The sequence below is a fragment of the Onishia niordana genome (genome assembly GCF_004798965.1).
GTDB classification, from domain to species: domain Bacteria; phylum Pseudomonadota; class Gammaproteobacteria; order Pseudomonadales; family Halomonadaceae; genus Onishia; species Onishia niordana.
In genome coordinates, this window is sequence record NZ_SDSD01000005.1 from 14,223 (window position 1) to 37,591 (window position 23,369).

Here is a 23,369-nt window from a genome sequence, read left to right on the forward strand (position 1 = left end):
TCGAACTTGCTGAAAGCCTAGCACTGCCAGGGGGTCAAGGCCATGCATGAGAGGTGTCTGGCTCAATCATGTGGCGTTAATTTCTGGTTCTTTCGCGAGCCTGGTTGAAGTGCGCATTTGCCAATGCAACCCCCGTGTTTTTGGTGATTGTTGTCTTGCCGGACCATGTGCGTAGATTTCTCGACAGGATCTGGATCTGCCACGGTGAAGTAGTCGGAATAACCGCCCCAAAAGATGATTGGAACAGGCTTGAACAATATCGTGCCGGTGGCCACGGCCTGATTGAGGAGTGCATCGACCTCGGCTTCAGAGCCTAGGTTGTGTGCCAGCGCGACGCCGCGAAAGCCACAGCCTATGACCGACACGCTGGTTTCCTCGAAGAGTGTCTCGCGGTCATACAGCCCAGCCAACTGCCAAGAATGAACAGTAGGTGGATTCCAAGCGTGTCTGTTGGCCATCTATGGGAGGTGGCGTACCTCCTCCTGTTGGACCGGCCACAGTGATGGTTTTACCTAGCTCTATCTCCCGACGTTGTATTCGCAATGCGGCACACTGTAACTCAGCGCTTTAGCAAGGGAGGGTAGGGGGATGGTGCTGTTGGTTGTTAATAACATGAATAGGTGGCGGTAAAGGTCAGAGTGAGTTAAAGGGAATTATCTGGCCAAAGCAACATTGGAAATGCTGGCAAAATATTGCAACGGACAATTGCTGAATGTGGCGTACTACTAGGAGGTCAATGTGCAGGATAAAGTGAATATTCATGAAGCGTTAGAAACGGTCAAAGAACACTGGTCGCAAAAAGTTATCGGGGAGGCAAATGGCCAGATGTTCAAGGTGGCTAAGGGTGCTGGTGAAACCAAGTGGCATAAGCACGACGATCAAGATGAGCTTTTTATACTCTATAAAGGAAATCTGACCATCCAGCTCAGGGGCCGCAATATTGAGCTCTATGAGGGAGATATGTTTGTTGTGCCAAAAGGCATTGAGCATTGCCCTAAGGCTGAGAGCGAGGCGGAGTTCTTGATTGCTGGGATAAATGTCACGTCAAATGCGGCTGGTGGGAAGCCGAATGTGTTACCAAACTAAGCCAACCACTGAACCAAATACGGCCCTCGGGTGCCTTTGCCTCCTTTGTGCTGCGTCAAGCCGGCGGTCAAATCCACAGGTCATGATCATGAAGTAGAGAGCCTGGGGACAGCAGCCATGTCGGTCCTTTTCAGCCCTGGCTTCCTCACGCTCATCGCTCTGAAAGCTCGGCCTAGGCTTTTCATCTAGCTCGCTGGCTCGATGCTGAAGCAGCGCCGGGTCGAGCCGTCTATTCTTGGAATAGCCACGACGATGGCGACCCCCTGATAGCCCCATTTGTGTCCTGGTGGGCCGCGTACGCACACCCGTGTACTCATTCTGCCGGTTGCTGTCGGGGCGTGGCGTGCTGTTGCTTATCGGAGGCATGGCAGATGGCTACGCTAATCGTGTTTCACGAGGTCGAGGATGGTGAGCGCTGGGCGAAGGCCTGGAAGAAAGGGCCGGGTAGCCGGCACGAGATGTTCGCACAGGTCGGTGTCAGTGCGCGTACTTTCAAGGATGCAGAGCATCCGTACTCGGTGGGGTTGATACTGGAAGTGCCGGATATGGCGCGATTCCAGACCTTCATGGCGTCTGACGAGGCCAGACAGGCGATGGAAGAAGATCGGCTCAAGGTCGATTCCATGCGCATGCTGGGTGAGTTTACGCCCTGACGCTGCGATATCTGGGGGGAGGGGGAATGAGAGGCTAGAAACAGGGCTGCAACAGGGGTGTCAGCCGGGGCTGGTTGTTCATGCAGTGCCTCGGCGGTGGCGCCCGGGGTTGAAGAATCCGCCCTCGGCCATCATCACTTGGTATAGCGTTTAGTATGCGCAGAGATGCCTGACTTCGTTTCCAACAACACCCACTTGTACAGGAGCTAGCTCTTATGCCCTTCGCACCCTCTAGCATGCAGCTCACCAGTCCCGCTTTCGCCGCCCACGAACCGATACCTACCCAGCACACTGGTGAAGGCGATAACATTTCCCCCGCCCTTGCCTGGAAAGACGCTCCGGAAGGTACCAAGGGTTTCGCGGTGATCTGCCATGACCCGGATGCGCCCCTGGTACAGAACGGCAGCTATGGCTTCGTGCACTGGCTGCTCTACAACCTGCCGGCCGACACGACTTCACTGGACGAGGCGACGACGGTGGGCACCAGCGGCGTCAACGATACCGGCAGCATTGGCTACGGCGGGCCCATGCCGCCGGAAGGACATGGCGTGCACCTATATTATTTCTGGGTGCTGGCGCTGGATGCGCAAACGGAGCTTCCGGAGGGGCTGACGCAGCCCGAGCTTCTGAGCAAGCTCGAGCCGCATATTCTTGGCATGAACCGCCTAGTTGGTACCTACCGCCGCGACTGAGTGGCCACATCCTAGGTAGCCCCCCGGGGACATGTCGTATTGGGCCTCATGAGGTGAGAGGCAATCAGTGGCCGATTGATAAAAGTGCCCCGGGTCCGAGACCGCAGGACCCTCCTACCCATCACCAGTCCAGTCCTTCGATTTGCCCCCGGGCATCCAGTCGCATGGCGTTGGAAGCGGGCCTGCGGGGCAGGCCGGGCATCCGCATGACATTGCCGCAGATCACGACGACGAAGCCGGCGCCGGCAGCCAGCTCGGCCTCCCGGATCGGCAAGACATGGCCCGTGGCGAGGCCGGTCAGGCTAGGGTCGGCACCAAAGCTGTATTGGGTCTTGGCGATACACACCGGTAGATGGCCATAGCCGAGCGCCTCAAAATCGGCCAGCTGCCTGCGTGCCTTGGCCTCCAGGCTGATATCCAGGGCCCCGTACAGTTGAGTCGCGACGGCCCTGACCTTGTCTTCCAGGCGCTCGTCGTCGGCGTAACTCAGAGACAATTCCGCTGGGGCTTGATCGAACATGGCGACGACCTTCTCCGCCAGTGCCTCACTGCCCGCCGAGCCATCATGCCAATGGCTGCTGACGGCCATGTCGACCCCCAGGTGCTCGCAGACATCCCGCAGCACACGATGCTCCTCGTCCGAATCCTGGTCGAAATGATTGACCGCGACCATCAAGGGCACCCCGAAGCTACGCATATTGTTGACGTGCCGACACAGATTCTCCGCACCTCGATAGACGGCGTCGGGATCCGGCTGAGTCAGCTCGTCCTGCCGGACACCGCCATGCATCTTCAGAGCCCGAATCGTCACCACCATGACCACCGCATCCGGCTTGAGGCCGGCCTGACGACATTTGATATTGAAGAACTTCTCGGCCCCCAGGTCGGCACCGAAGCCGGCCTCTGTCACCACGATATCGGCCAGGGACAAGGCGGTCTTCGTCGCCATCAGCGAGTTGCAGCCGTGGGCGATGTTGGCGAAGGGCCCCCCGTGAATGAAGGCCGGGTTATGCTCCAGCGTCTGTACTAGGTTGGGGGCCAGGGCCTGCTTCAGCAGCACCGCCATGGCCCCGTCGGCCTTCAGGTCCCGGGCCCGCACCGGGCTGCCGTCCCGGCGGCGGGCCACGATGATCTCCCCCAGCCGCCGCTGCAGGTCCGTAAGGTCTGCCGACAGGCAGAGAATCGCCATGATCTCCGAGGCGGCAGTGATATCGAAGCCTTCCTCCCGGGGCATGCCTTGCCCCGACCCACTCAAGCCGATGGTCAGGTGCCGCAGGGCGCGGTCGCCCATGTCCATGGCTCGTTTCCAGGTCACATGGCGCGGGTCGATCTCCAGCTCGTTGTCCCAATGCAGATGGTTATCCAGTAGCGCGGACAGCAGATTATGGGCGCTGGTGATGGCGTGGAAGTCACCGGTGAAGTGCAGGTTGATGTCTTCCATGGGAATCACCTGCGCTCGACCGCCGCCCGCGGCGCCTCCTTTCATGCCGAAACAGGGCCCCAGGGAGGGTTCGCGCAAACATATCGCGGTCTTGTGGCCGATCCGATTCAAGCCGTCGCCCAGCCCCACGCAGGTGGTCGTCTTGCCCTCGCCAGCGGGCGTGGGGGTAATGGCGGTGACCAGGACCAGCTTCCCCTGGGGGCGCCCGACCAGGGCGTCGGTGAAGTCGTGAGGCAGCTTGGCCTTGTCGTGCCCATAAGGCAGCAGATGTTCCGGCTTGATGCCCAGCCGAGCGGCCACCTCGGTAATCGGCCAGGGTGTGATCGCACGCGCAATGTCGATATCCGGTGCGCCGGGTGGCGGCAACTTGGCCTCCCGCAGTGGGTCTTGTTGGGGCGCCAACCGCAGTCCTTGACCCCTCAAGGGCTCATCGTCACGCAACGGGATATAGTCGGTCATTTCGCGCCCTCGCTATTAACCACCACCGCCTCAATGATCCACCAATGGTTCCATTGGCCCCTTTGGTTCACTAGACCGCTCCCTCGCCACCTTGATGCACCGTCAGCCGCTGCGCCTCGATGGAGAATCGTCCCTCTTGCAGGGCCCGGAACCAGGCCGCCGTTTGGAGGGTGCCGCCGAACGGGTAGACGTGCACCCCCAGCCAGGGCCCGGGATGGCGCGCCAGGGCCAGCAGTTGGGCGACCGGTGGCTGGGGGCGCGTCATCTTCCATAGCTTGCCTGGCTGGTTGTGCAACGCCGTAATGGAAGCGCCGACCCCACAGGAGACGGCATACTTCAGGAGCGTGGCCAGCGATGCCGGCCCTGGCAGGCCGACCCGCACCGGAACACGAATTCCCTGGCGCTGGAGACGGGCCGACCAGTCGATCAGCGGCTGGGCATCGAAGGTAAACTGGGTGACCATCCAGAGGTCGGTGCCGGTCGCCTCGGCGTACGCCACCTTGCTGGCAAGGGCCCGGTCCAAGGCCTCGCGATCGGCATGGGCGTGGCCCTCCGGGTGCCCGGCGATGCCCAGGCGGGTCAGGCCATGGGCCGCGGGCGGGCAATCGTCCAACAACATCAAAGTGTCCCGATAGGGCCCTGCGACCGTCGTGGTGCCGCCGGCGATCAATAGTGCCTCCTCCACACCGGCTGCGGCCAGGCGGCCATACCAGCGTTCCAGGGTGGCGCGGTCGGGCACGCTGCGGGCCACGATATGCGGGACCGGTATCATGCCCTCCGCCCGCAACCGTTCGGCCGTCGCGATCACCGGCTCGTAGGGCTGCTTCGGCAAGTGCGTCACGTAGACCTGGGTCCCCGGCCTCAGCAGCTCAGCGAAATCTGCGATCTGCGTCGCGCCCTTCGGTGTCACCTCGAGGGACCAGTCGGCACACAGGCGTTGCACCAACCGCGCGAGGTCGCACGCAGGCGCCTCTCCGCCGATGGCCTCACTGTCGCTGGTCGCCCCGGCGATGTCGCTCCCGGTGCGCTCTCGACAGGGAGCGTCATCGGCCACCGCCGGGGAGGCTTTGCCGGAACACGGCGGGATATCATGCTGGTTCATGCGATCACCCTCCCCGTTAGGCGGCCGGTACCCCTGGGCACGTCCCTGTGGCGCAGAGGTGCCCCGACGTCGCCATGGCTAGGACAGGCACCTAGCTGGAGGCATCGTCTCCCCGCGCCAGGGCCCTCTCACGGGCATTGAGATTGACCGACTGCCGGAACGGCATCGGGACGATCTCGGCATCGACGGGCACCCCGATCTGGTCCGCATACTGATCCGGTAGCCAGACCTTGAGCCGCGTGCCGACGGCCTGCATCTCGACCGGGACATAGCCCATGGCGATGTTGGTGCCCAGCTCGGGGGAGTACCAGGGCGAGGTCACATAGCCGACCGGAGCCCCCGCATCCTCGGCGGATATCAGCCAGAAGTCCGGTGCATAGTCGTCGATTGGTCGACCGCCGAGCACCATCCCGACCAGGATATTCTTGAAGGGATAGCGCCCCTGATCGAGCTCGGCCCGCACCTTTTCCAGGGCGCCGCGGCCGATGTAGTCGGACGCCTTCTGACGGGGGACCTGGTAGCCCAGGTTGCACTGGAAGGGCAGGACCTCCTGGTCGACGTCCTGCCCCCAGGAGAGGATGCCGGCGGCAATCCGCCGGTGATGGGCGGGCGCGATGACTTTCAGGTGGTATTTTTCCCCGGCCGCCAAGACGGCATTCCACATCTCATCGGGGTAGAGGGTGGCGTTCTTGAGGTAGATCTCATAGCCCTTCTCGCCGGTAAAGCCGGTCTGGGAAATGATGACGTCCCGGCCGGCGACCTGGGCTTCCATCAGCCCGTAGTAAGGGATCTCACGTACCGACTCGCCGACGAGGTCCGCCATCAGGTCCTCTGACTTGGGTCCCTGGATCTGCACCGGTGCCACGTCGATCTCACCGATGCTGACGTTGAAGCCCATACCGACATTGACGCCGCGCAGCCACAGCTCGAGATCGCTGTCGGAGAGGGAGAACCAGAACTCATCTTCCGCGGGACGCAACAGCACTGGGTCGTTCAGCACCCCGCCGTCCTCGTTGCAAAGGACCACATACTTGCCGCGCATCGGCTGGATCTGCGAGGCATTGCGGGTGATGACGTAGTCAACGAACTTCTCCGCATCCGGCCCCTTGACCTGGATCTGGCGTTCGACCGCGACATTCCAGAGGGTGACATGATTGATCAGGGCATCGTATTCCACCATGGCGCCGCCATCTTCCGGACGCACATAGCCGCGGGGGTGATACATGCGGTTATAGACCGTCGCCCGCCAGCAACCGGCCTCATAGGATAGATGCCAATAGGGCGACTTGCGGACGCGGGTGGAGATCAGCATCTCTACCGGCGTGGGCCCCGACTGGCGGAGATTGATCGGCACCCGGCGGTCATGCTGATCGACGGTAAGGCATTGCTCGGTGCGGAAGTCGGCAATGCCCGCCTGAGAGGTGAAGGTGTCGGTAGAAGTGGATGCCATGATGAAGCCTCCCGAACTGCCTGAGGAATACATGCTTGAATTCAGCGTGGACGCGAATCGCACCCGGGGCATCCTGATTACGACATCTGTGTATTCAGCAAAGACGCCTTGTTCTAAGAATGTGAGGAATCGCAATGTAAGGAAGGCGCCACGGTCCGCCGCGTCGCACCGTTACGTCTCCCTCGTCTAGGAGGGCTCAGCGGACACTAGCCTAGTGGCCGCTGTCGCGGGAGCGCTGCAATCAGGGTATCTGCGGCGCCTTGCTCAGGTCCCGCACCTAGCCGTCCAGGTGGCCGAGTGTCTGGCGGGCCTGCCCGTAGTCGTGCAGTCGACAGCTCAGGGCCACGGTCGCAGCGTCGGGTAGGGTGGCCGAATCGAGAGGCAGGGCCAGGGCCGCCTCGGCTATGGCGTGCACCGGTATTATTTCAGGGTGCTGGCACTGGATGCGGTGAACGGGCTGGCGGAGGGAGCACGCACCCCGAGCTGCGCAACGAGCTCGAGCCGCATCTTATTGGCATGAATCGACTGGTCGTTACCTACCGCTGCGACTGAGGCTCTCCTGCCGCTTGCGCCTTTTGCAGGCAGTGTTCGGTGAGAGATGGCCCATTAACCTATGGCCCAGTGCGCGATAAGACGAATTGCTGGCCGGTTTGCCGCTAGCGCTGTTGAGCGGCCAGCGTGTCTCCCGTCACCACGTCTTCCTCATCGATATGTTCGCTCAAGAAGTCCAGCAGCGCCCGCACCGAGGGCAGGAGCCCGCGCCGCGAGGGAAAGACCGCATGCAGAATACCGCCGCGGGGCGCCCATCCGGGGATCACGTCGATCAGTCGACCTGCCTGCAGGTCTCGTCCGCCCACCAGCAGGCCCAGCTTGACGATGCCCAGCCCCGACAGGGCGGCCTCATGCAAGGTCTCCGCGCTGTCTGTCACCAGGCGTGGCTGGTGATGGATCTGGGCGCTCATCTCCTCCGGACCGGCCAGGTCCCAGAAATGCTGCTTGTCGTATTGCTCGAAATCCAGGCTAGGCCATTCGGCGAGATCGGCAGGTGTTTTTGGCATGGGATGATCCCCGAACAGGGCGGGAGCGGCCATCAGTCGCTGAGGGCTGTGCGACAGCACCTTCATGGTCAATTCGCTGTCTTCTAGCGGCGGAAAGCGGATGCGGATCGCCATGTCGAGGCCTTCCCTTACCACGTCGACTCGTCGGCTGGTGGCTTCCACCTGAACATTGACCTCGGGATAGCGAGTCATGAAGCGTGCCAGCAAGGGGGTGATCAGGTAGTGCAGCACGCTGGGGGAGCAGCTCAGTCTCACCGTGCCGCGGGGCTCGGCGCGGTTGTGTTCGATCAGCTCCTCGGCCGCCTCCGCCTCCACCAGCATCGCCACGCAGTGCCGGTAGTAGGCTCGGCCGATCTCGGTCATCGAGACATGCCGGGTCGAGCGGTTGAGCAGCCGGGTCGCCAGGCATTCTTCTAGCTGAACGATGCGCCGGCTCAATTTCGACTTGGGGATGCCCAGGGCCCGGCCGGCCGGAGCGAAGCCACCATGGTCCACTACCTGGACGAAGTAGTAGAGGTCATTGAGATCCCGCATCGGCTGTCCTATTTATGGAACGGTCTGTGCAGATTCTAGCATCTACTGCTGGCGGCGTTCCTTTCCTAGGCTTGCTGTACCGGAGGCAAAACTGCCCTACCTGCCAACAGGAGCCTGACATGAAGAAGATCCAGGGGATTTACGGCGCACCGCATGGCCATTGGGTGGGTGACGGTTTTCCCGTGCGCTCTCTCTTCAGCTATGACCGCATGGGAGCCGAGCACATCAGCCCCTTCCTGATGCTCGACCATGCCGGTCCTCATACCTTCACGCCGGCCAAGCGGCCTCGGGGTGTCGGACAGCATCCTCACCGTGGCTTCGAGACGGTGACGCTGGTCTATGAAGGTGAACTCGAGCACCGCGACTCCAGCGGTGGCGGTGGCAAGATCGGCGAGGGTGACGTGCAGTGGATGACAGCCGGTGCCGGCATCGTCCATGAGGAGTTTCACTCACCGGCCTTCACCGAGCGTGGCGGCAGGCTGGACATGGTCCAGCTGTGGGTCAATCTGCCAGCACGCGATAAGGACGCGCCAGCGGCCTACCAGACGCTGCTCAAGGCCGACATTCCGAGCGTGGCGCTGGACGACGAGGCCGGTCGGGTGCGCGTGGTGGCGGGGCAGTACCTTGGCCACAAGGGGCCGGCCTGTACCTTCACGCCGATCAATATGTGGGACATCCACCTGAAGGCGGGACGAGACGCCGTGCTGTCCGTCCCGGAGGGCCACACCACCCTGCTGGTGGTGCTGGAGGGCACTGTGCAGGTCAATGGCGAGACCATCGTGCGCGACGAGTCGGTGGTGAGCTTCGAGCGTCGCGGCGAAGAAGTGCATCTTGAGGCCAACAATGACGCCAGGCTGCTACTGCTCAGCGGCGAGCCCATCGATGAGCCGGTCGTCGGCCACGGTCCCTTCGTGATGAACAGCGTGGAGGAGATCCACCAAGCGTTTGCCGACTTTCAGCGCGGGAAGTACGGCGCCCTGAACGACTAGCGGATGACTTCCGCTGGCGTGCACGCCCGACAGCTTGGCTGCCGGGTCTTTTCAACCTGACGAAAGGAGTACCACCATGTCCTTTACCTACAACCGCCTGGACAAAGATGACGTGGCCCTGCTGATGGTCGACCATCAAGCTGGCCTTCTGTCGCTGGTGCGCGACTACAGCCCGGATGATTTCAAGAACAACGTCCTGGCGTTGGCGGATATCGCCAAGTTCTTCGATATCCCCACCATCCTCACCACCAGCTTCGAGACCGGTCCCAATGGCCCGATCGTGCCGGAGCTCAAGGAGATATTCCCAGAGGCGCCGTACCTCGCCCGCCCGGGCCAGATCAACGCCTGGGACAACGAAGACTTCGTCGCCGCCGTCAAGGCCACTGGCAAGAAGCAGTTGCTGGTCGCGGGCGTAGTCACCGAGGTCTGCGTGAGCTTCCCGGTGCTCTCCGCCCTGGAGGAAGGCTACGAGGTGTTTGTGGTCACCGATGCCTCCGGCACCTTCAACCAGACCACTCGGGATGCTGCCTGGGATCGCATGTCCCAGGCCGGTGCCCAGCTGATGACCTGGTTCGGCGCCGGCTGTGAGCTGCATCGTGACTGGCGCAACGACATCGAAGGCTTCGGCGGCCTGCTGGCCGGCCACCTGCCCGCTTACGCTAATCTGATGCAGAGCTACACTCAGCAGAACCAAGGTTGATCGCAACGGGCTCGGCCCTGGGTGGCCTTCACCGCACTATCTTTCCAAAGCCCCCGCGGGGTCGAGCCCTCATCCATTAGATTCAGAGGATATCGCCATGAGCACGCTCGTTGAAGATCGCGATCTGGGGTCGTCCCGAGACTGTCCGGTCGTCGAGGGCAAGCATCTGGTCCAGCGCGTCGTGCCCCGAACCGCCGATGTTGGGGGAATTCCCGTCAACCGTGTGCTGCCTTCACGGCAGCGCCGACTGGTAGGGGCCTGGTGCTTCCTCGACCATGCTGGACCGGCCGTCTTCAAGGGCGACTCCCGTGGCCTGCGCGTCGGTCCCCACCCCCATATCGGCCTGCAGACCTTCACCTGGATGATCGAGGGCGAGGTGTTGCACCGTGACAGCCTGGGCAACGAGCAGGTGATCCGCCCCGGTCAGGTCAACCTGATGACCGCCGGACGCGGCATCAGTCACACCGAGGAGTCGGTCTCCGGCGAGACTCTGCTGCATGCCGCCCAGCTCTGGATCGCGCTGCCTGAAGCGAATCGCCATACCGACCCGCGCTTCGATCATTATCCCGAGTTGCCGTCCTGGGAAGAGCAGGGCGTCGACTTCACGTTGCTGATCGGTGAGTTCGCCGGTCGGCGGGCGCCGACCCTGACCTTCTCGCCGCTGGTGGGGGTGGATCTGATCAGCCGCAAGGCGAGCACCCTGCGGCTGACGTTGCGGGAGGACTTCGAGTACGGCCTGCTGCCCCTGGAAGGCGAGCTTCACATCGAGGGCGACACCTTCCCGCCCAACGAGCTGGCCTACCTGGGGCGCGGGCGCGAGGCCGTCACCCTGAGCCTGCCTGCCGCTGGCCGTGCCATTCTGATCGGCGGCGAGCCCCTGGACGAGGAGATCCTTATCTGGTGGAACTTCGTCGGCCACAGCAAGGCCGAGATCGCCGAGGCCCAGCGGGACTGGGAGGCCGGCAGCGAGCGCTTCGGCAGCATTCCCGATTACGACGGCGAGCCCCTGACACCGCCGCCGCTGCCTTGGCAAGCATAGCGGGACACGCAAGCTTTCCATGGCGCGCCGTACAGCCCTTGATGCTGGGAGGCTCTCTCATGGCCTTATCGCCGAAAGCTTGGTGTCCTGTGCCTGCCCTTGTCATAGGGTGATAGCCTGAGCGGATCAGTCGTGGCTATTGATGACGCGCGGGCGAGGCCGCTCGCCTACTTCCACTTGATGTTGCAGCCAATTGACGGCATCTGATCGGGGTCCGGTGTTTCGCCCGAAAGCACTGCATCGGCCGCCGCGCGCAAGTCCTTGCCGGTTGCAGGCAGGTCCTTGCTGGGGCGGCTAGCATCGAACTGGCCCCGGTAGGCGAGTCGGTGATGTCGATCAAATAGGAAGAAGTCCGGTGTACAGGAGGCGCCGAAGGCGCGAGCGACCCGTTGGGTCTCGTCGACCAGGTAGGGGAAGGTATAGCCGCGTCGGCGTGCCTCCTCGATCATGTGTTCGGGGCTGTCCTCGGGATGTGTCGAGAAGTCGTTGCTGTTGATGGCGACGATGGCCAGGCCGTGATCGCGGTATTCTTGGGCGAAGTCGGAAAATGCATAGGCGATATGCTTCACGAAGGGGCAATGATTGCAGATGAAAGTCACCAGCAAGGGCGTATCCAGATACTGCTCGCTGCTGACCGGTTGGCCGTGGGCATCCCTAAGGTGAAAGGCAGGCATGGGGCTGCCCAGTTCGACCATCTTCGATGGAGTCAGTGACATGGCGGTTCACCCTCTTTATCCATGGATGAATGATGCAGTGCTGCGCCATGGCTTTCAGTCTAGCAAACCCATAGCAGGCGAAGGTCTCGAGTTCGTGATCTTCGTCAACGGCGCGTGATCAGTCGACGACTAGGCAGCTCGGCAGACTCTCGCGAAGTGAGTGGGGGATGATGCCCAGGTCGCTGAAGGTACCGACCTGGTGATTGACGATGTTGTCCTGTGCCATCAGCACCAGTTGGTCGTGGGTCAGCGGCGGGCTGGGCAGGGGGGAGAGTAACGTGGTCAGCACGCGCCACACCGGTACGGGCACCGGTACCAGCGGGTGCTCGCGGCGCAAATGCGCCATCACTAGCGAGAGGATGTCCCGATAGCGCATCACGTCCTCGCCACCCAGCTCGAAGAGCCGCCAGGCCGGCGGTCGCGGCCCCACCACCTTCTCCACGGCGCGGGCCACATCCTTCACATGCACGGGCTGCAGGTGTGTCTCGCCGCGGCCGAACAGTGGTATCGCCGGCAGGCGGGTGAGCTTCTCGAGCGTCGACAGGAAGGCATCGCCGGGGCCAAACAGTACGCTTGGCCGCAATAGGGTGGCCTTGGGGAAAGCACTGAGTACCGCCGCTTCGCCACGAGCACGGGCGCTGACGTAACGAGAGGGCGACTGCTCATCTACACCGATGCCGGAGATGTGCACCAGCCGGGTGATGCCGGCCTGGCGAGCGAGCCGGGCCACGCGCTCGGCGCCCTCGACGTGAAGGGTATCGAACCCTAGCTGCCGCGATTCCACGTAAAGACTCACGGCATTTACCGCGCCGCTGGCGCCGGCTAGTGCCTGGGCGACGCTTGCCTCGTCGAGGATATCGGCGCTGACCAGGCTCAACGGATCGCCGTCGGCCACGTTATCGGGCCATCTGGGTGTTCGGGCCGCGATGCGAACGCTGTGGCCGGCCTCCAGAAGCTCCCGTACGATGGCTCTGCCGAGAAAGCCGGTGCCGCCGAATACTGTGATCGGGCCGTCGGTCATGTTACCCCTTACGTTCGGCGCTGGGTCAGTCCATCAAGTCGAGTAGCCGCTCAACAGCCAGCAGCAGTTGGCGACGCGGCTGGGCACCTTCGAGGATACCGGCATGCTCACCGTTCAACGAAAAACGCAAGCCGGGCACGCCCTGAATACCCAGAGCCTGTGCGGCCTGTTGGTCGGCCAGTACCTGCTCGCGATAGCGGCCTTCGGCAAGCGCCTGCTCGAGCGAGGTGCCATCAAGCGTTAGCCCTTCGGCTACGTTGACCAGTGCCACCGGGTCCGCCAGGTCTAGGCTTTCTTCGAAGAAACCGCGGAACAGCGCCAAGCGGAGAGTGTCGGCCGTTGCAGGGTCGCTATGCTGTGCCCAGGCCATTGCCTCATGGGCGAGACGCGAGCGAGGTTGGATACGCGGCAAACGAAGTGTCATGCCGCGCTCTTCGGCCATGGGGTATACGGCGCGGTTCCAGATGTCCTGCAGGTAGTCGCCGTCAGGCTCCAGTGTCGGTGCAGGTTCCGGGCGCAGCTCGAAGGCTCGCCAGCGAATCCCGACCGCCTCGCCGAAGCGCGCCTTCAGCGCCGCCAGCTCGGGCTCTTCCAGATAGCAGAAGGGACAGACAAAGTCGCTGAACACGTCAATGGTGATACGCGCTGTGCTCATGGAATGCCTCATCGGAAAATATTGAACACCATAGCTCGCTCGTTTCTCCCAGCCAAATGAATGACGGCCGTTGCATTTGATACTTCGCCGCAGGGTGCCTGAGTAATAGGGTTAAGCCTGAGCATCAGTGATCATATGCCGCGTTGACCGCCTTATGCGGCTGAAATAAGATCGTCGTCTTTTTTCGCCGCTAGCCGCCTCGCGACCAGCCATTCGGTGTGGTTGGCCTCCTAGGATAAAGACAAGCCGGAAATGACGTTTGGTCTAAAGGTACCGGTGTCGCATTGGTGACAAGGATCGGTTGTGACGTATTGTATTCCAGAGATTTCTGAGCAAGCGAGCCTGGAGCTCGATGACTCCCTGCGCATCGGTCGGGGCAACAAGCGTGACTGTTATATGCATCCCAAAGATGCCGGCCAGTGCATCAAGGTGGCCCGTCATCAGGATCGTTGGGAAGAGTGCCAGGAACAGAGCATTGTCGAGTGGTACTACATCAACCACCTCAAGGCACGCTGCGTGCCACTGACCCATTTGATCGATTGCTATGGCTGGGTGAATACGCAGTACGGCGCGGGGTTGGTCATGGAGCGCATCCAGGAAGACAGCGGTGTGTCGGCGTTGACGCTGCGTCAGGCTATACAGCAAGGCCGCCTGAATCGCCACCAAGCCCACGACATGCTGAATGAGCTGAAGGCCTGGGCGATCAAGTACGCCATCGTCATTGCCGATCTCAATGCTGCCAATCTCATGGTTCGCCCGGGTGATGGGGAGCGCGGCGCAAGCTTGGTATTGGTAGATGGGGTAGGTAGCCGCAGGCCGGACTGGAAATTTACGCTTTACCAGCACTGCTTGCCATTTTCGCGCATGAAGACTCGGCGCCAATGGAAGCGTCAAATCGACAGCCTGTTGTAGGCGCTGGCGTGAATATCGATCGATTCGTCGCTGATCAAGATGGGGAATCTTTCGAGTTCAATCAGTGCGCGAATTATCCCTTCCATCCGACGCAGGCAGCCCTGGGTCCCGAGGCTTGCTTGTCTCTCTTGCCGGTACTGTCCGATGACGAGTCCAGGCGTGTGCTGGTCTATAGTGGAGTCATGCTGTTTCCCATAATGATCACAACCGCCTTGAGTATCGTGAGCCCCGACTTAGTAACGGCGGTGAAATTGCTGCCGAGATCGCGCCTCCAACGATCGCGTCAGAGGTGAGCGGCCACCACAGTTAAACCTGAAACAGCCATAGACATCACGTTGGATCCATCTCGTTTGTTTACCCGGCCCTGATGGAGGGAATCGATGATGCGCCCCCCCAGTAAAGACGCCGTATCTGGCAGCACCGAAAACAATCGGGACATTGACCATACGCTTGCTCCATTGCTGGTGCGCCGGGTCGGCATCGACACCTACCGCGAGAACGTAGTCTATCTGCATCGGGATTGTGCGCATTATCGCGCCGAGGGCTTCCAGGCGCTGTCGAAGGTTGAGGTGTGTGCCAACGGTCATCGTATCCTGGCGAGCCTCAATGTCGTCGATGACCCTGGCATCGTCGCCTGTCATCAGCTGGGCCTCTCAGAGGATGCCTTTCGTGCGCTTGGTGAGGAGGAGGGACGTCCGGTCAGCATCTCCCAGGCCGAGCCACCGGCATCGATTCCGGCTTTACATCGCAAGATCGCCGGTGAGCGCCTGTCACGCCAGGATTATCAGCACATCATTCGTGATGTCGCCGAGCTGCGCTATTCGAAAATTGAGCTAACCGCCTTTCTGGTGGCCTGCAGCCAGGGCGAGCTCGATCGAGAGGAAGTCTTCTACCTGAGCGATGCCATGAGCCGGGTCGGGCGGCGACTTGACTGGCGTGAGCACCCGGTGGTCGACAAGCACTGTATTGGCGGCATTCCCGGTAACCGCACCTCGATGCTGGTGGTGTCGATCGTCGCGGCGCATGGTCTCCTGTGCCCCAAGACCTCCTCGCGGGCCTTCACTTCACCTTCGGGCACTGCCGATACCATGGAGGTGCTGGCCAGGGTAGACATGCCCTTTGACGAGCTCGGCGAAATCGTGCGTATTCATCGCGGCTGCCTGGCCTGGGGCGGTACCAGCGAGCTGTCACCGGCCGATGACGTACTGATCGCTGTCGAACGACCGCTGTACCTGGACTCCCCGGGGCAGATGGTGGCCTCGATCCTGTCCAAGAAGGTGGCGGCCGGATCGACGCACCTACTGCTCGATATTCCGGTGGGGCCGAATGCCAAGGTGCGCAGCATGGCCGAGGCCCGGCGCCTGCGTAAGCTGTTCGAGTTCGTGGCCGGGCGCATGGGGCTGGTGCTGGACGTGGTGGTCACCGATGGCAGTCAGCCGATCGGACGTGGCATCGGTCCGGTACTTGAGGCCCGCGATGTGATGCGCGTCCTCACGCATCATGCCGAGGCGCCCAATGACCTTAGACAGAAGGCGCTGCGCCTGGCGGGACGGATGCTGGAGTTCGATCCCGACGTGCGTGGCGGCGATGGCTTCGGCATCGCCCGGGATATCCTCGATTCCGGTCGGGCGCTGGAGAAGATGCAAGCAATCATGCGTGCCCAGGGCGAGCGGCCGTTCGATGCGGAGCATCCGCCTTTGGCAGCTCACAGTTTTGAGGTCACTGCGCCGGAGAGCGGCGTGGTGACGGCTATCGACAACCTCAAACTTGCCCGCATCGCGCGACTGGCCGGGGCCCCGAAGCCCGCTGGGGCAGGGGTCGACCTGCTTAAGCGTATCGGCGATCCGGTAGAGGCTGGCGAAGCGCTTTATCACGTCTATGCGGCCTACCAGGCCGAGCTTGCCTTCGCCCACCAGTCCTGCGAGCGGGACAACGGCTTCAGCATCGGCCGTGCGGATGAGATCACCCGGCTAAACGTGGAGTTCTGATGGATACCCAGCTGGTCTATTTCAAGGATGAAGCCACGCCGGCGCTCAGTCTGGCAGAGACGTCAGGGCTTGCCGCAAGCGTTATCCAGCGCCACGATTTTCCCGATCAAGAGTTGATGCTCACTCTGCCAACGCCGCTCCATAATGCCGTGCCGCAAACGCTGGTGGTGTACAGAAGCCTCGATCGGCCCAATGACAAGCTGGTTGAGCTGATGCTGGTTGCCCGCCACGCCCGCAGGCTAGGTATCAAGCGGCTGGTGCTGGTGGCGCCGTATCTTGCTTATATGCGCCAGGATACCGCCTTCCATCCCGGTGAGGTCGTCAGCCAACCGCTGATCGGCGCCTTTCTTGATGAGCTGTTCGATGCGGTGATCACCGTCGATCCCCACCTGCATCGTATCTCGCGCCTGGATGAGGTCATGCCGCGGGTTCAGGCGCTGACACTCTCCGGGGCGCCACGGCTCGCGGCGCTGATCGAGGAGAAGCGCAGCAACACTTTCCTGATGGGGCCGGATGCCGAGTCGGTCCAGTGGGTCGAGGTGGCGGCCGCCGCCACCGGGTTCGATCATGGGGTGTGCCACAAGGTGCGCCACGGCGATACCCGGGTCGATATCGCGCTGCCGGCTATCGACCTGCGTGGTCGCGAGGTGGTGCTGATGGACGATATCGCCAGCTCAGGACACACCCTGGCCCGTGCAGCCGAGGCGGTGTTCATGGCGGGGGCCGACTCGGTGGATGTGGCGGTGACCCATGCGCTTTTTGCCGGCAATGCACTGGAAGTGATTCATAAGGCCGGCGTCAACGAGGTGTGGAGCACCGACTGTATCGCCCACCCGAGCAACGCCGTGGCCATGGCGCCAACGCTTGGTCAGGCGTTGGCTGAGGTACTGCTGGATGGGGCATGACGAGAGCCCGGCGGGATAAGCTAAGAGAGCCTGGGGCTCGCATGGTGTGAGGAGAGGCGCTTATTCCCCGTTCAGAGTGGCAAGAATCCGCCGTGAGCCGCCCTGATCCCGATGCTCACCAAGCCACACGCCCTGCCACGTGCCCAGTGCCAGGCGTCCATTGCTGATCGCGAGCGTTAGCTGGGTACCGAACAGGCTGGCGCCGATATGGCCGGGCATGTCGTCTGGGCCTTCCAGCGTATGGCGCAGGAAGGGCAGGTCGCCGGGGGCGATATGGCGCAGGAAGGCGTCCATGTCGTGGCGCACGTCGGGGTCGGCATTCTCGTTCAGGGTCAGCGAGGCCGACGTGTGTAGCAGTTGCAGATGTAGCAGGCCGACTCTCAGTCCGGAGAGGTCGTCGAGGGCATTCTCGATCTCGTGGGTGATCAGGTGAAAGCCCCGCGAGCGGGGGGCGAGGCGGATCTCTTGCTGCTGCCACATGGTCAGGGAGTCTCCTCTGAGAAAAGCGTATCGAGCTTGTCCTGGGCTGTTTCCTGCCACTTGCCTGGCAGGTCGGCTGCCTGTTCAAGGGCCTTACGGGCTTCCTGCGCCTGATCAAGGCCATGCAGCGTCAGCCCCAGGTTGAGCCAGGCCGCAGCAAGCGTCGGATCATGCAGGGTGGCAAAGCGAAAGGCGTCGGCGGCACCGGCTCGGTCGCCGCTTGAGTAACGTGCATTACCGAGCCCGAACCAGCCCATGGCGAGCCCCGGCCAGCGCTGAACAAGTGCCTCCCAGCTTTTCAGCAGTGCCTCGGCGCCTTGCACCCGGTCGGCATCGCTGATGGCGGTCAGCGCCCCCTTGGCAGAAATGCCGGGAGGAATCTCGCCGGGGGGCAGGGCGACCATCGCCCAGCGATCGCTGCGCGCCCAGGTGGCATCGAAGGTCGAGAGCGCCATGTCCTGGCTGGGGGTGAAGCCGGTGTGCAGCCGCATGGTATCGTCATCGAGGTCATAGCCGATCGCCACGGCATAATGCCAGAGCGGGGCGATTGGCAGTGACAGGTTCTGCATCACCACCACCGGATGGCCGGCATCCAGCGTCTCGATCAGCGACTCGATGTCATTGTCGAGGACGAAGGGAATGCGCCCCTGGCGGCGTGTCGTGGCGAGCATTTCCGGTTGCACACTACCCTGGCGATTAGGCAGGAACAGCTGCGGGATCAGGGCATCGACATCCGCATTCACGCCACTGTCGTTGAGTACCATGGCCAGAGCCGCAGGGCCGCACTGGTAATCGCGTTGGCCGAAGAAGGGCACATCGTCGAGGTTAGTCTGCCGAGCAATGCCAAGTTGCTCGGGTTTTGAGATGTGGGGTGTGCCGGCACAGCCAGCCAGCACCATCAGTATGAGGGCACAAAGCAGAACGCCCGCGGCGCGGGCGTTCAACATGTGCAGTCGAGGTGCACGCATCATGCGATCAACGTGTAAATGGATAGACGTTGGTCAGGCCCAGGATATCGGTGACCAGCAGGATCACGAATACCGCGAACAGGGCACCGATCACGCTGGCACCAGCCGGCATCTCGTCGAGCTGGTCGGCCATCTGGGACACTTCCTGATCGGACAGCGCCGCGACACGAGCCTTCACTTCTTCCGGCTGGACGCCTTGCAGCAGCAGCTGCTGCTGTACGTCTTCACGGGCCAACAGGTCATTGATGCGCTCCCGGTCGGCAGCTACTTGCGATGCGCTGAGCGCGTCCTGAGTGGTGACCAGGTCACTGGCCGAAGTGGCCGGTACCGATGCCACGGCGGGCAGGCTTCCCAATACCAGAAAAGCGATCAATAGCGGGCTAATGACGCGAGCGATTTTATTCATCATGGAATGATCCTTCTTGCAGAAATGGCTTTTGGCTTCTTCTGATGACCCAAGACGTCCTAGTCATGGGAACGATCGTGCGACACGCGATGCGTCACCAGTATAAGAGTAGATAGCGATGATTTTCATGCCTTTTCTGTATTCGTCAGGAAATGTCGACTCGGACGGCAAGGCATATCCACAAAGGATATAGCCATAGTGCCAGGGTGTACTTCACTTTTCCGGTGTGCTTTGCGAGACTCCTGCACTCTTTTAGTGCAGGACGTCTGGTCGAGTGAAATCCTATCTTATAAAAATGCGCGGTGAACCCATTCAGCGCCCCCGGGCTTGCTGGCGCGATGCGCTGTGGTCCTGGGTCGGCGCCTTTGCAGGCATGCTGGCCATCTGTGTGGTGGCAGCACAATGGCTAAGTGACCAACTACTGATCGTGGGCTCTTTTGGTGCTACCTCTGTGCTGATCTATGCCGTTCCGGCGAGCCCCCTGGCTCAGCCCCGCAATGTACTGATCGGCAGCATGCTCTCTGCGCTGGTGGGTGTAGCCTGCTTCCAGTTGCTGGGCGCTACTTCGGTGGCCGTGGCGCTATCGGTGTCACTGGCCATTCTGGTCATGCAACTGACTCACACGGTGCATCCCCCAGGGGCTGCCGCGGCGCTGATCGCCGTCATCGGCGGCCCTGACGTTCATGCACTGGGCTGGTGGTATCCGCTGTTGCCGATTGGCATCGGCTGTGCCCTGATGCTGGGAGTGGCGATCCTTGTCAACAATCTGGCTCGCCACCGTCGCTACCCTGTCCACTGGCGCTGAGCGGTGACAGGGCCTCAGCGGTAGCCGGCCATCAAGTCCCGTACCAGTGGGGTATCGGCATCGCGATGGGTCGGCAGTTCGAAGCGAGCTCGAGCAATCGCGGTGCGCGACAGGCAGGCCTCGATCAGCATTTCGCGGTCTTCGGCCAGTGCCAGGATTTCGCCGCGTGGACCAAGAATGCGCGACCCGCCCCAGAAGTGACTCTCGCCCTCGGGACCAAAGCGGTTGGCCATGATCACCGGGGTGCCGTAGGTCATGGCGTAGAAGTGCAGGTTGATGGCCCAGTTCTGCTCGTTGGAGAAGTCCTCGCTGACGATGCCCGAGGCCGAGTTAATCGGCGCGCAGAGTACTGTAGGTCTCGCCAGCAGGGCAGCATGCACCAGCCCCGGGTTCCACAGGTCGGCACAGATCAGCGATGTGGCGGACCAGCCCGGCTGCACCGCTCCATGGGTCAGTTCACTGCCGTGCGTGAATAACTTACCTTCTTCCAGGCCGCCGTAGGTGGGTAGGTTGAGCTTGCGATGCACGGCCTGAAGCTCGCCGTGCTGCAGGATCGCCAGGGCGTTGTAGTACTCGCCCGGGCTTGCTTCCTCGACGAAGCCCACCACCACCTGCATCTCACCGACCTCCCGGGCGAGAGCCGCCAGGCGTGGATCATGCGCTGGGCAGGCCACCTCGATCACCCGGCTGCCAAGGCCATAGCCGGTCAAGGACAGTTCGGGAAAGACCAGCAGCTCCAGCCCGGCCTGGCGCGCCTGGGTGATTTTCTCTAGGTGGCGCTCGATATTGGCATCGACATCGCCCAGGGTGGCATTGATCTGGGCGGCGCCGACGCGCAGGTGGTCCTGATAGTGCATGGAGGCATCTCGTCGTTGGGAAATGAAAGTTGGGAACACCTCGCCAAGAATCATTGCAGCCGCCTGACGGCACTTCAAGGCGCATTTAGCAGAGCCAGCAGGTCGCTCGCCGGGCGAGATTCCAGGCTCATTACCACGTCCCGCAACCCGTCGGCCCGCTCGCCCAGCACCGGCTCTGCCAGTGCCTGATACTTGGCGATTATTTCGGCGTCCGTGAGGGGCGTGTCCGGGTTGCCGCGGGCCTCAAAGTCGGCGCTTTCAATCACCTCGCCGCTATTGAGGTGTAGCCTGGCACGTGCCCAGCGCTCGGCGGGGAAGCGGGCGTTGAAGGTGTCGTCTTCGTGAATCTCCACCTTGCTTGCCAGCGCCTTGAGATCCGGAGCATCGAGCTCCTCGCAGACGCCGGCGACATTCACGGTGCCGCGGCCAAGCGCGCAGGCCACCGACCAGGGCAGGCTGTACTGGGCCTGCTCGGTGGTCATAGGGTGGGTCACATGCAGGCGCATGGCCTCGTGGAAGGTGATGATCTCGATGCGCACTATGCCTGCCGGGTCACGCTGTTCGGCGGGCAAGGCGAGCACGGCTTCCACCGCTGGCTGGGCCCAACGGCATACAGGGTAGGCCTTGAAGTATTGCTCATGGATGTACCAGCGCTCGCCCAGATCCTGCCAGATAGCAGACGCCAGCTGCGAGGTCACGGTCAGCGCCGGGGCGCCGGTGAAACCGTCCGCGGCAAGCAGGGCCGCCGAGAGGCCGGTCATGGCGCCCCAGCCCGAACCGTCCTTGAGCATCGTCGGGTGATCGATACAGCGCATCATCTGGCTGCGCGGGCCATAGAACTCGGCGATGCCGAGCGCATGGTGCAGAGTTTCGATGTCTAAGCCGCGCAGGCGAGCCGCCACGGCGGCCACGCCCAGCGCGTTCCAGGCGCCTGAGGTGTGATAGTCCGGGCTCGTGGCATGCAAGGCGATGCCGCCGCGGGTGGCGATCTCGTAGCCGAAGGTGAGCAGGGCCAGAAAGTCGCGCCCCGAGAGGCGTTCGACCTCGGGCAAGGCAAGCAAACCGGGGAGCAGCGCCACGCCGCAATGCCCCTTGGTCAGCACCTGTCCGTCATGGGCATCCAGCGCGTCGATCAGCCAGGCGCCGTGAAGGGCGGCCCCCGTGGGCGAGGCCCGCCCGGGTGTGAACAGCAGCGGGCGGTCACCGCCATGCTGGGTGATGACGAAGCGCGCGGCCTTGTCGGCAAGCGGCGTGCGGGTGGCGCCGGCGGCGACCCCCAGTAGGTCGAGCAGGCAGCGTTTGGCCTGATGCAGGTGAGCGTCGTCTAGGCTTGTCAGGTCGACTTGGTGCATCCAGTCTAGCGGGCCGGGGGCATGCACGGTTAGCTCAGGCATGGAGGGCGTCTCGTGAGTCAGGGCGGTAGCGAAGAAAAAAGGCCGCCCGGAGGCGGCCTTCGAGGCGATTGAATAGATGGGACCGGCTCAGTCACCAATCACAGCAGGTCGTGCTCCTCGAGGAAGTTTTCGGCGACTCGCTCGATAGTCACCTTCTCAACGTCGACCTGGGCATTGAGGCCAGACATGGTCTCGTCATCGAGTAGACCAGAAAGCTTGTTCATCTGGGCCTCGAGCTCGGGGTTTGTCTTGAGCGTTTCTTCGCGCACGACCGGGGTCAGGGCATAGGCCGGGAAGTAGTTCTGATCGTCTTCGAGGACTTGGAAGTCAAAGGCTGGGATGCGCCCATCGGTGGCGAACACCAGCCCGACCTCGACCTGGCCGTCGCGCAGCGCCTGATAAACGAGACCGGAATCCATGCGCTTGACGTCGGCGCGACCGACGCGGAAGTCATAGGCCTGTAGCAGCGGGCGCCAGCCGTCTTCGCGAGCATAGAATTCGGCGTTCAGGGCGAAGGTCAGGCCCTCGTCGTCGTTAACCGCCTGGGCCAGATCGGAAAGTGTCGCGATGCCGCGTTCTTTTGCATCGTCCTCACGCATGGCGAGGGCATAGGTATTGTTGGCATCCGAGGGCGCGAGCCACACCAGGCCTTTCTCGGCGTCGAGCTCCTTGACTCGCTCATAGGTTGCTTCCGGCGACAGGCGCTCGGTAACGTCGTTGTAGTTGATCAGCGAGGTGCCGGTGTACTCCCAGTAGAGATCGATCTGGCCGTTTTCCTGAGCCTGACGCAGCACGGCGGAGCCCATGCCGGAGCGCTTCTCGACGTCATAGCCCAAGCCATCTAGATACTGACTGGTCATGCTGGCCAGAATCTGTTGCTCGGTGAAGTTCTTGCCACCGACCACGATCTCGTTGGCCTGGGCGGTGGCCATGGTGCCGGCCAGTGCCGCGCCGGTAAGCAGGGTCATCAAGGTTTTCATGGAATCGCTCCTTGTTGTGATATCTGGGTTGTGACTACTAGGTCCTGCGTCTTGCCTTGGGGCGTCAGAACGCGACTGC

25 protein-coding genes are annotated in these 23,369 nt (G+C 62.3%); 10 read left to right on the forward strand and 15 right to left on the reverse strand.

The window, feature by feature from the left end; translation table 11 throughout:
• Positions 1-62 precede the first annotated feature (62 nt).
• Positions 63-365, reverse strand: a complete 303-nt coding sequence (locus ETC27_RS10460; RefSeq protein WP_136254950.1) for a VOC family protein — start codon at positions 363-365, stop codon at positions 63-65.
• 373 nt (positions 366-738) lie between these two features.
• On the opposite strand from ETC27_RS10460, the gene ETC27_RS10465 reads away from it, so the two are divergent.
• From ETC27_RS10465 to ETC27_RS10475, 3 genes are all read left to right on the forward strand, one after another.
• The gene (locus ETC27_RS10465) at positions 739-1,086 is read left to right on the forward strand and encodes a cupin domain-containing protein (protein WP_136254951.1); all 348 of its coding nucleotides are present in this window, start codon (positions 739-741) and stop codon (positions 1,084-1,086) included.
• A 371-nt stretch (positions 1,087-1,457) separates the two neighbouring features.
• Positions 1,458-1,739 carry a hypothetical protein gene (locus tag ETC27_RS10470; protein WP_136254952.1) on the forward strand — a complete coding sequence of 94 codons (282 nt, stop codon included), beginning with the start codon at positions 1,458-1,460 and terminating at the stop codon, positions 1,737-1,739.
• Between the two features lie 215 nt (positions 1,740-1,954).
• Positions 1,955-2,431: a YbhB/YbcL family Raf kinase inhibitor-like protein gene (locus ETC27_RS10475; protein ID WP_136254953.1), complete on the forward strand. Its 477-nt coding sequence runs from the start codon at positions 1,955-1,957 to the stop codon at positions 2,429-2,431.
• Between the two features lie 121 nt (positions 2,432-2,552).
• Here ETC27_RS10475 and ETC27_RS10480 read toward each other — a convergent pair whose 3' ends face one another.
• The 5 genes from ETC27_RS10480 to ETC27_RS10495 all read right to left on the reverse strand — a co-directional run bounded on the left by ETC27_RS10480 (position 2,553) and on the right by ETC27_RS10495 (position 8,475).
• Positions 2,553-4,331, reverse strand: coding sequence for a formate--tetrahydrofolate ligase (locus ETC27_RS10480; RefSeq protein ID WP_136254954.1), 1,779 nt, complete (start codon positions 4,329-4,331; stop codon positions 2,553-2,555).
• Between the two features lie 70 nt (positions 4,332-4,401).
• Positions 4,402-5,433 carry a methylenetetrahydrofolate reductase gene (locus ETC27_RS10485; RefSeq protein ID WP_136254955.1) on the reverse strand — a complete coding sequence of 344 codons (1,032 nt, stop codon included), beginning with the start codon at positions 5,431-5,433 and terminating at the stop codon, positions 4,402-4,404.
• A gap of 91 nt (positions 5,434-5,524) precedes the next feature.
• Complete coding sequence (locus ETC27_RS10490; RefSeq protein ID WP_136254956.1) at positions 5,525-6,883, reverse strand: glycine cleavage T C-terminal barrel domain-containing protein; 1,359 nt, start codon at positions 6,881-6,883, stop codon at positions 5,525-5,527.
• 277 nt (positions 6,884-7,160) lie between these two features.
• Positions 7,161-7,298, reverse strand: coding sequence for a hypothetical protein (locus ETC27_RS17280; RefSeq protein WP_168709050.1), 138 nt, complete (start codon positions 7,296-7,298; stop codon positions 7,161-7,163).
• A gap of 241 nt (positions 7,299-7,539) precedes the next feature.
• Positions 7,540-8,475 (reverse strand): LysR substrate-binding domain-containing protein, encoded by a 936-nt coding sequence (locus ETC27_RS10495; RefSeq protein WP_136254957.1) that lies wholly within the window; start codon positions 8,473-8,475, stop codon positions 7,540-7,542.
• A gap of 119 nt (positions 8,476-8,594) precedes the next feature.
• On the opposite strand from ETC27_RS10495, the gene ETC27_RS10500 reads away from it, so the two are divergent.
• The 3 genes from ETC27_RS10500 to ETC27_RS10510 all read left to right on the forward strand — a co-directional run bounded on the left by ETC27_RS10500 (position 8,595) and on the right by ETC27_RS10510 (position 11,203).
• Entirely contained in the window at positions 8,595-9,464 is an 870-nt protein-coding gene (locus ETC27_RS10500) for a pirin family protein (protein WP_136254958.1), read from the forward strand.
• Between the two features lie 76 nt (positions 9,465-9,540).
• Positions 9,541-10,164: an isochorismate family cysteine hydrolase YcaC gene (gene ycaC, locus ETC27_RS10505; protein ID WP_136254959.1), complete on the forward strand. Its 624-nt coding sequence runs from the start codon at positions 9,541-9,543 to the stop codon at positions 10,162-10,164.
• Positions 10,165-10,261: 97 nt separating this feature from the next.
• Positions 10,262-11,203, forward strand: coding sequence for a pirin family protein (locus ETC27_RS10510; RefSeq protein ID WP_136254960.1), 942 nt, complete (start codon positions 10,262-10,264; stop codon positions 11,201-11,203).
• Between the two features lie 167 nt (positions 11,204-11,370).
• Here ETC27_RS10510 and ETC27_RS10515 read toward each other — a convergent pair whose 3' ends face one another.
• From ETC27_RS10515 to ETC27_RS10525, 3 genes are all read right to left on the reverse strand, one after another.
• Entirely contained in the window at positions 11,371-11,919 is a 549-nt protein-coding gene (locus ETC27_RS10515; protein ID WP_136254961.1) for a thioredoxin family protein, read from the reverse strand.
• A 118-nt stretch (positions 11,920-12,037) separates the two neighbouring features.
• On the reverse strand, positions 12,038-12,940 hold the full coding sequence (locus ETC27_RS10520; protein ID WP_136254962.1) for an NAD(P)H-binding protein: 903 nt from the start codon (positions 12,938-12,940) through the stop codon (positions 12,038-12,040).
• Between the two features lie 25 nt (positions 12,941-12,965).
• Positions 12,966-13,595: a DsbA family oxidoreductase gene (locus tag ETC27_RS10525; RefSeq protein WP_136254963.1), complete on the reverse strand. Its 630-nt coding sequence runs from the start codon at positions 13,593-13,595 to the stop codon at positions 12,966-12,968.
• A gap of 303 nt (positions 13,596-13,898) precedes the next feature.
• Between ETC27_RS10525 and ETC27_RS10530 the strand changes: the two genes are divergently transcribed.
• The 3 genes from ETC27_RS10530 (at position 13,899) to ETC27_RS10540 (ending at position 17,400) form a co-directional block, all read left to right on the forward strand.
• Positions 13,899-14,507, forward strand: a complete 609-nt coding sequence (locus ETC27_RS10530) for a YrbL family protein (RefSeq protein WP_136254964.1) — start codon at positions 13,899-13,901, stop codon at positions 14,505-14,507.
• Between the two features lie 380 nt (positions 14,508-14,887).
• Positions 14,888-16,495, forward strand: a complete 1,608-nt coding sequence (locus tag ETC27_RS10535; RefSeq protein ID WP_240724877.1) for a thymidine phosphorylase family protein — start codon at positions 14,888-14,890, stop codon at positions 16,493-16,495.
• The gene (locus tag ETC27_RS10540) at positions 16,495-17,400 is read left to right on the forward strand and encodes a ribose-phosphate diphosphokinase (protein WP_136254965.1); all 906 of its coding nucleotides are present in this window, start codon (positions 16,495-16,497) and stop codon (positions 17,398-17,400) included. The genes ETC27_RS10535 and ETC27_RS10540 overlap by 1 nt, the downstream gene beginning before the upstream one ends.
• 60 nt (positions 17,401-17,460) lie before the next feature.
• On the opposite strand, the gene ETC27_RS10545 is transcribed toward ETC27_RS10540, so the two are convergent.
• From ETC27_RS10545 to ETC27_RS10555, 3 genes are read right to left on the reverse strand one after another with little or no spacing between them, the layout of a single operon-like run.
• The gene (locus ETC27_RS10545) at positions 17,461-17,880 is read right to left on the reverse strand and encodes a secondary thiamine-phosphate synthase enzyme YjbQ (protein WP_136254966.1); all 420 of its coding nucleotides are present in this window, start codon (positions 17,878-17,880) and stop codon (positions 17,461-17,463) included.
• Between the two features lie 2 nt (positions 17,881-17,882).
• Entirely contained in the window at positions 17,883-18,851 is a 969-nt protein-coding gene (locus tag ETC27_RS10550) for a PA2778 family cysteine peptidase (RefSeq protein WP_240724878.1), read from the reverse strand.
• Positions 18,852-18,855: 4 nt separating this feature from the next.
• Complete coding sequence (locus ETC27_RS10555; protein WP_136255185.1) at positions 18,856-19,254, reverse strand: PA2779 family protein; 399 nt, start codon at positions 19,252-19,254, stop codon at positions 18,856-18,858.
• A gap of 274 nt (positions 19,255-19,528) precedes the next feature.
• On the opposite strand from ETC27_RS10555, the gene ETC27_RS10560 reads away from it, so the two are divergent.
• Entirely contained in the window at positions 19,529-20,059 is a 531-nt protein-coding gene (locus tag ETC27_RS10560; RefSeq protein WP_136254967.1) for an HPP family protein, read from the forward strand.
• 14 nt (positions 20,060-20,073) lie between these two features.
• Here the strand turns inward: ETC27_RS10560 and ETC27_RS10565 are convergent, their stop codons facing one another.
• From ETC27_RS10565 to ETC27_RS10575, 3 genes are all read right to left on the reverse strand, one after another.
• Complete coding sequence (locus ETC27_RS10565) at positions 20,074-20,916, reverse strand: nitrilase-related carbon-nitrogen hydrolase (protein ID WP_136254968.1); 843 nt, start codon at positions 20,914-20,916, stop codon at positions 20,074-20,076.
• 74 nt (positions 20,917-20,990) lie between these two features.
• A complete protein-coding gene (locus ETC27_RS10570) occupies positions 20,991-22,310 on the reverse strand; it encodes an MmgE/PrpD family protein (protein WP_168709051.1) in 1,320 nt (439 codons plus the stop codon).
• 98 nt (positions 22,311-22,408) lie between these two features.
• Complete coding sequence (locus tag ETC27_RS10575) at positions 22,409-23,290, reverse strand: glycine betaine ABC transporter substrate-binding protein (RefSeq protein ID WP_136254969.1); 882 nt, start codon at positions 23,288-23,290, stop codon at positions 22,409-22,411.
• Positions 23,291-23,369 lie beyond the last annotated feature (79 nt).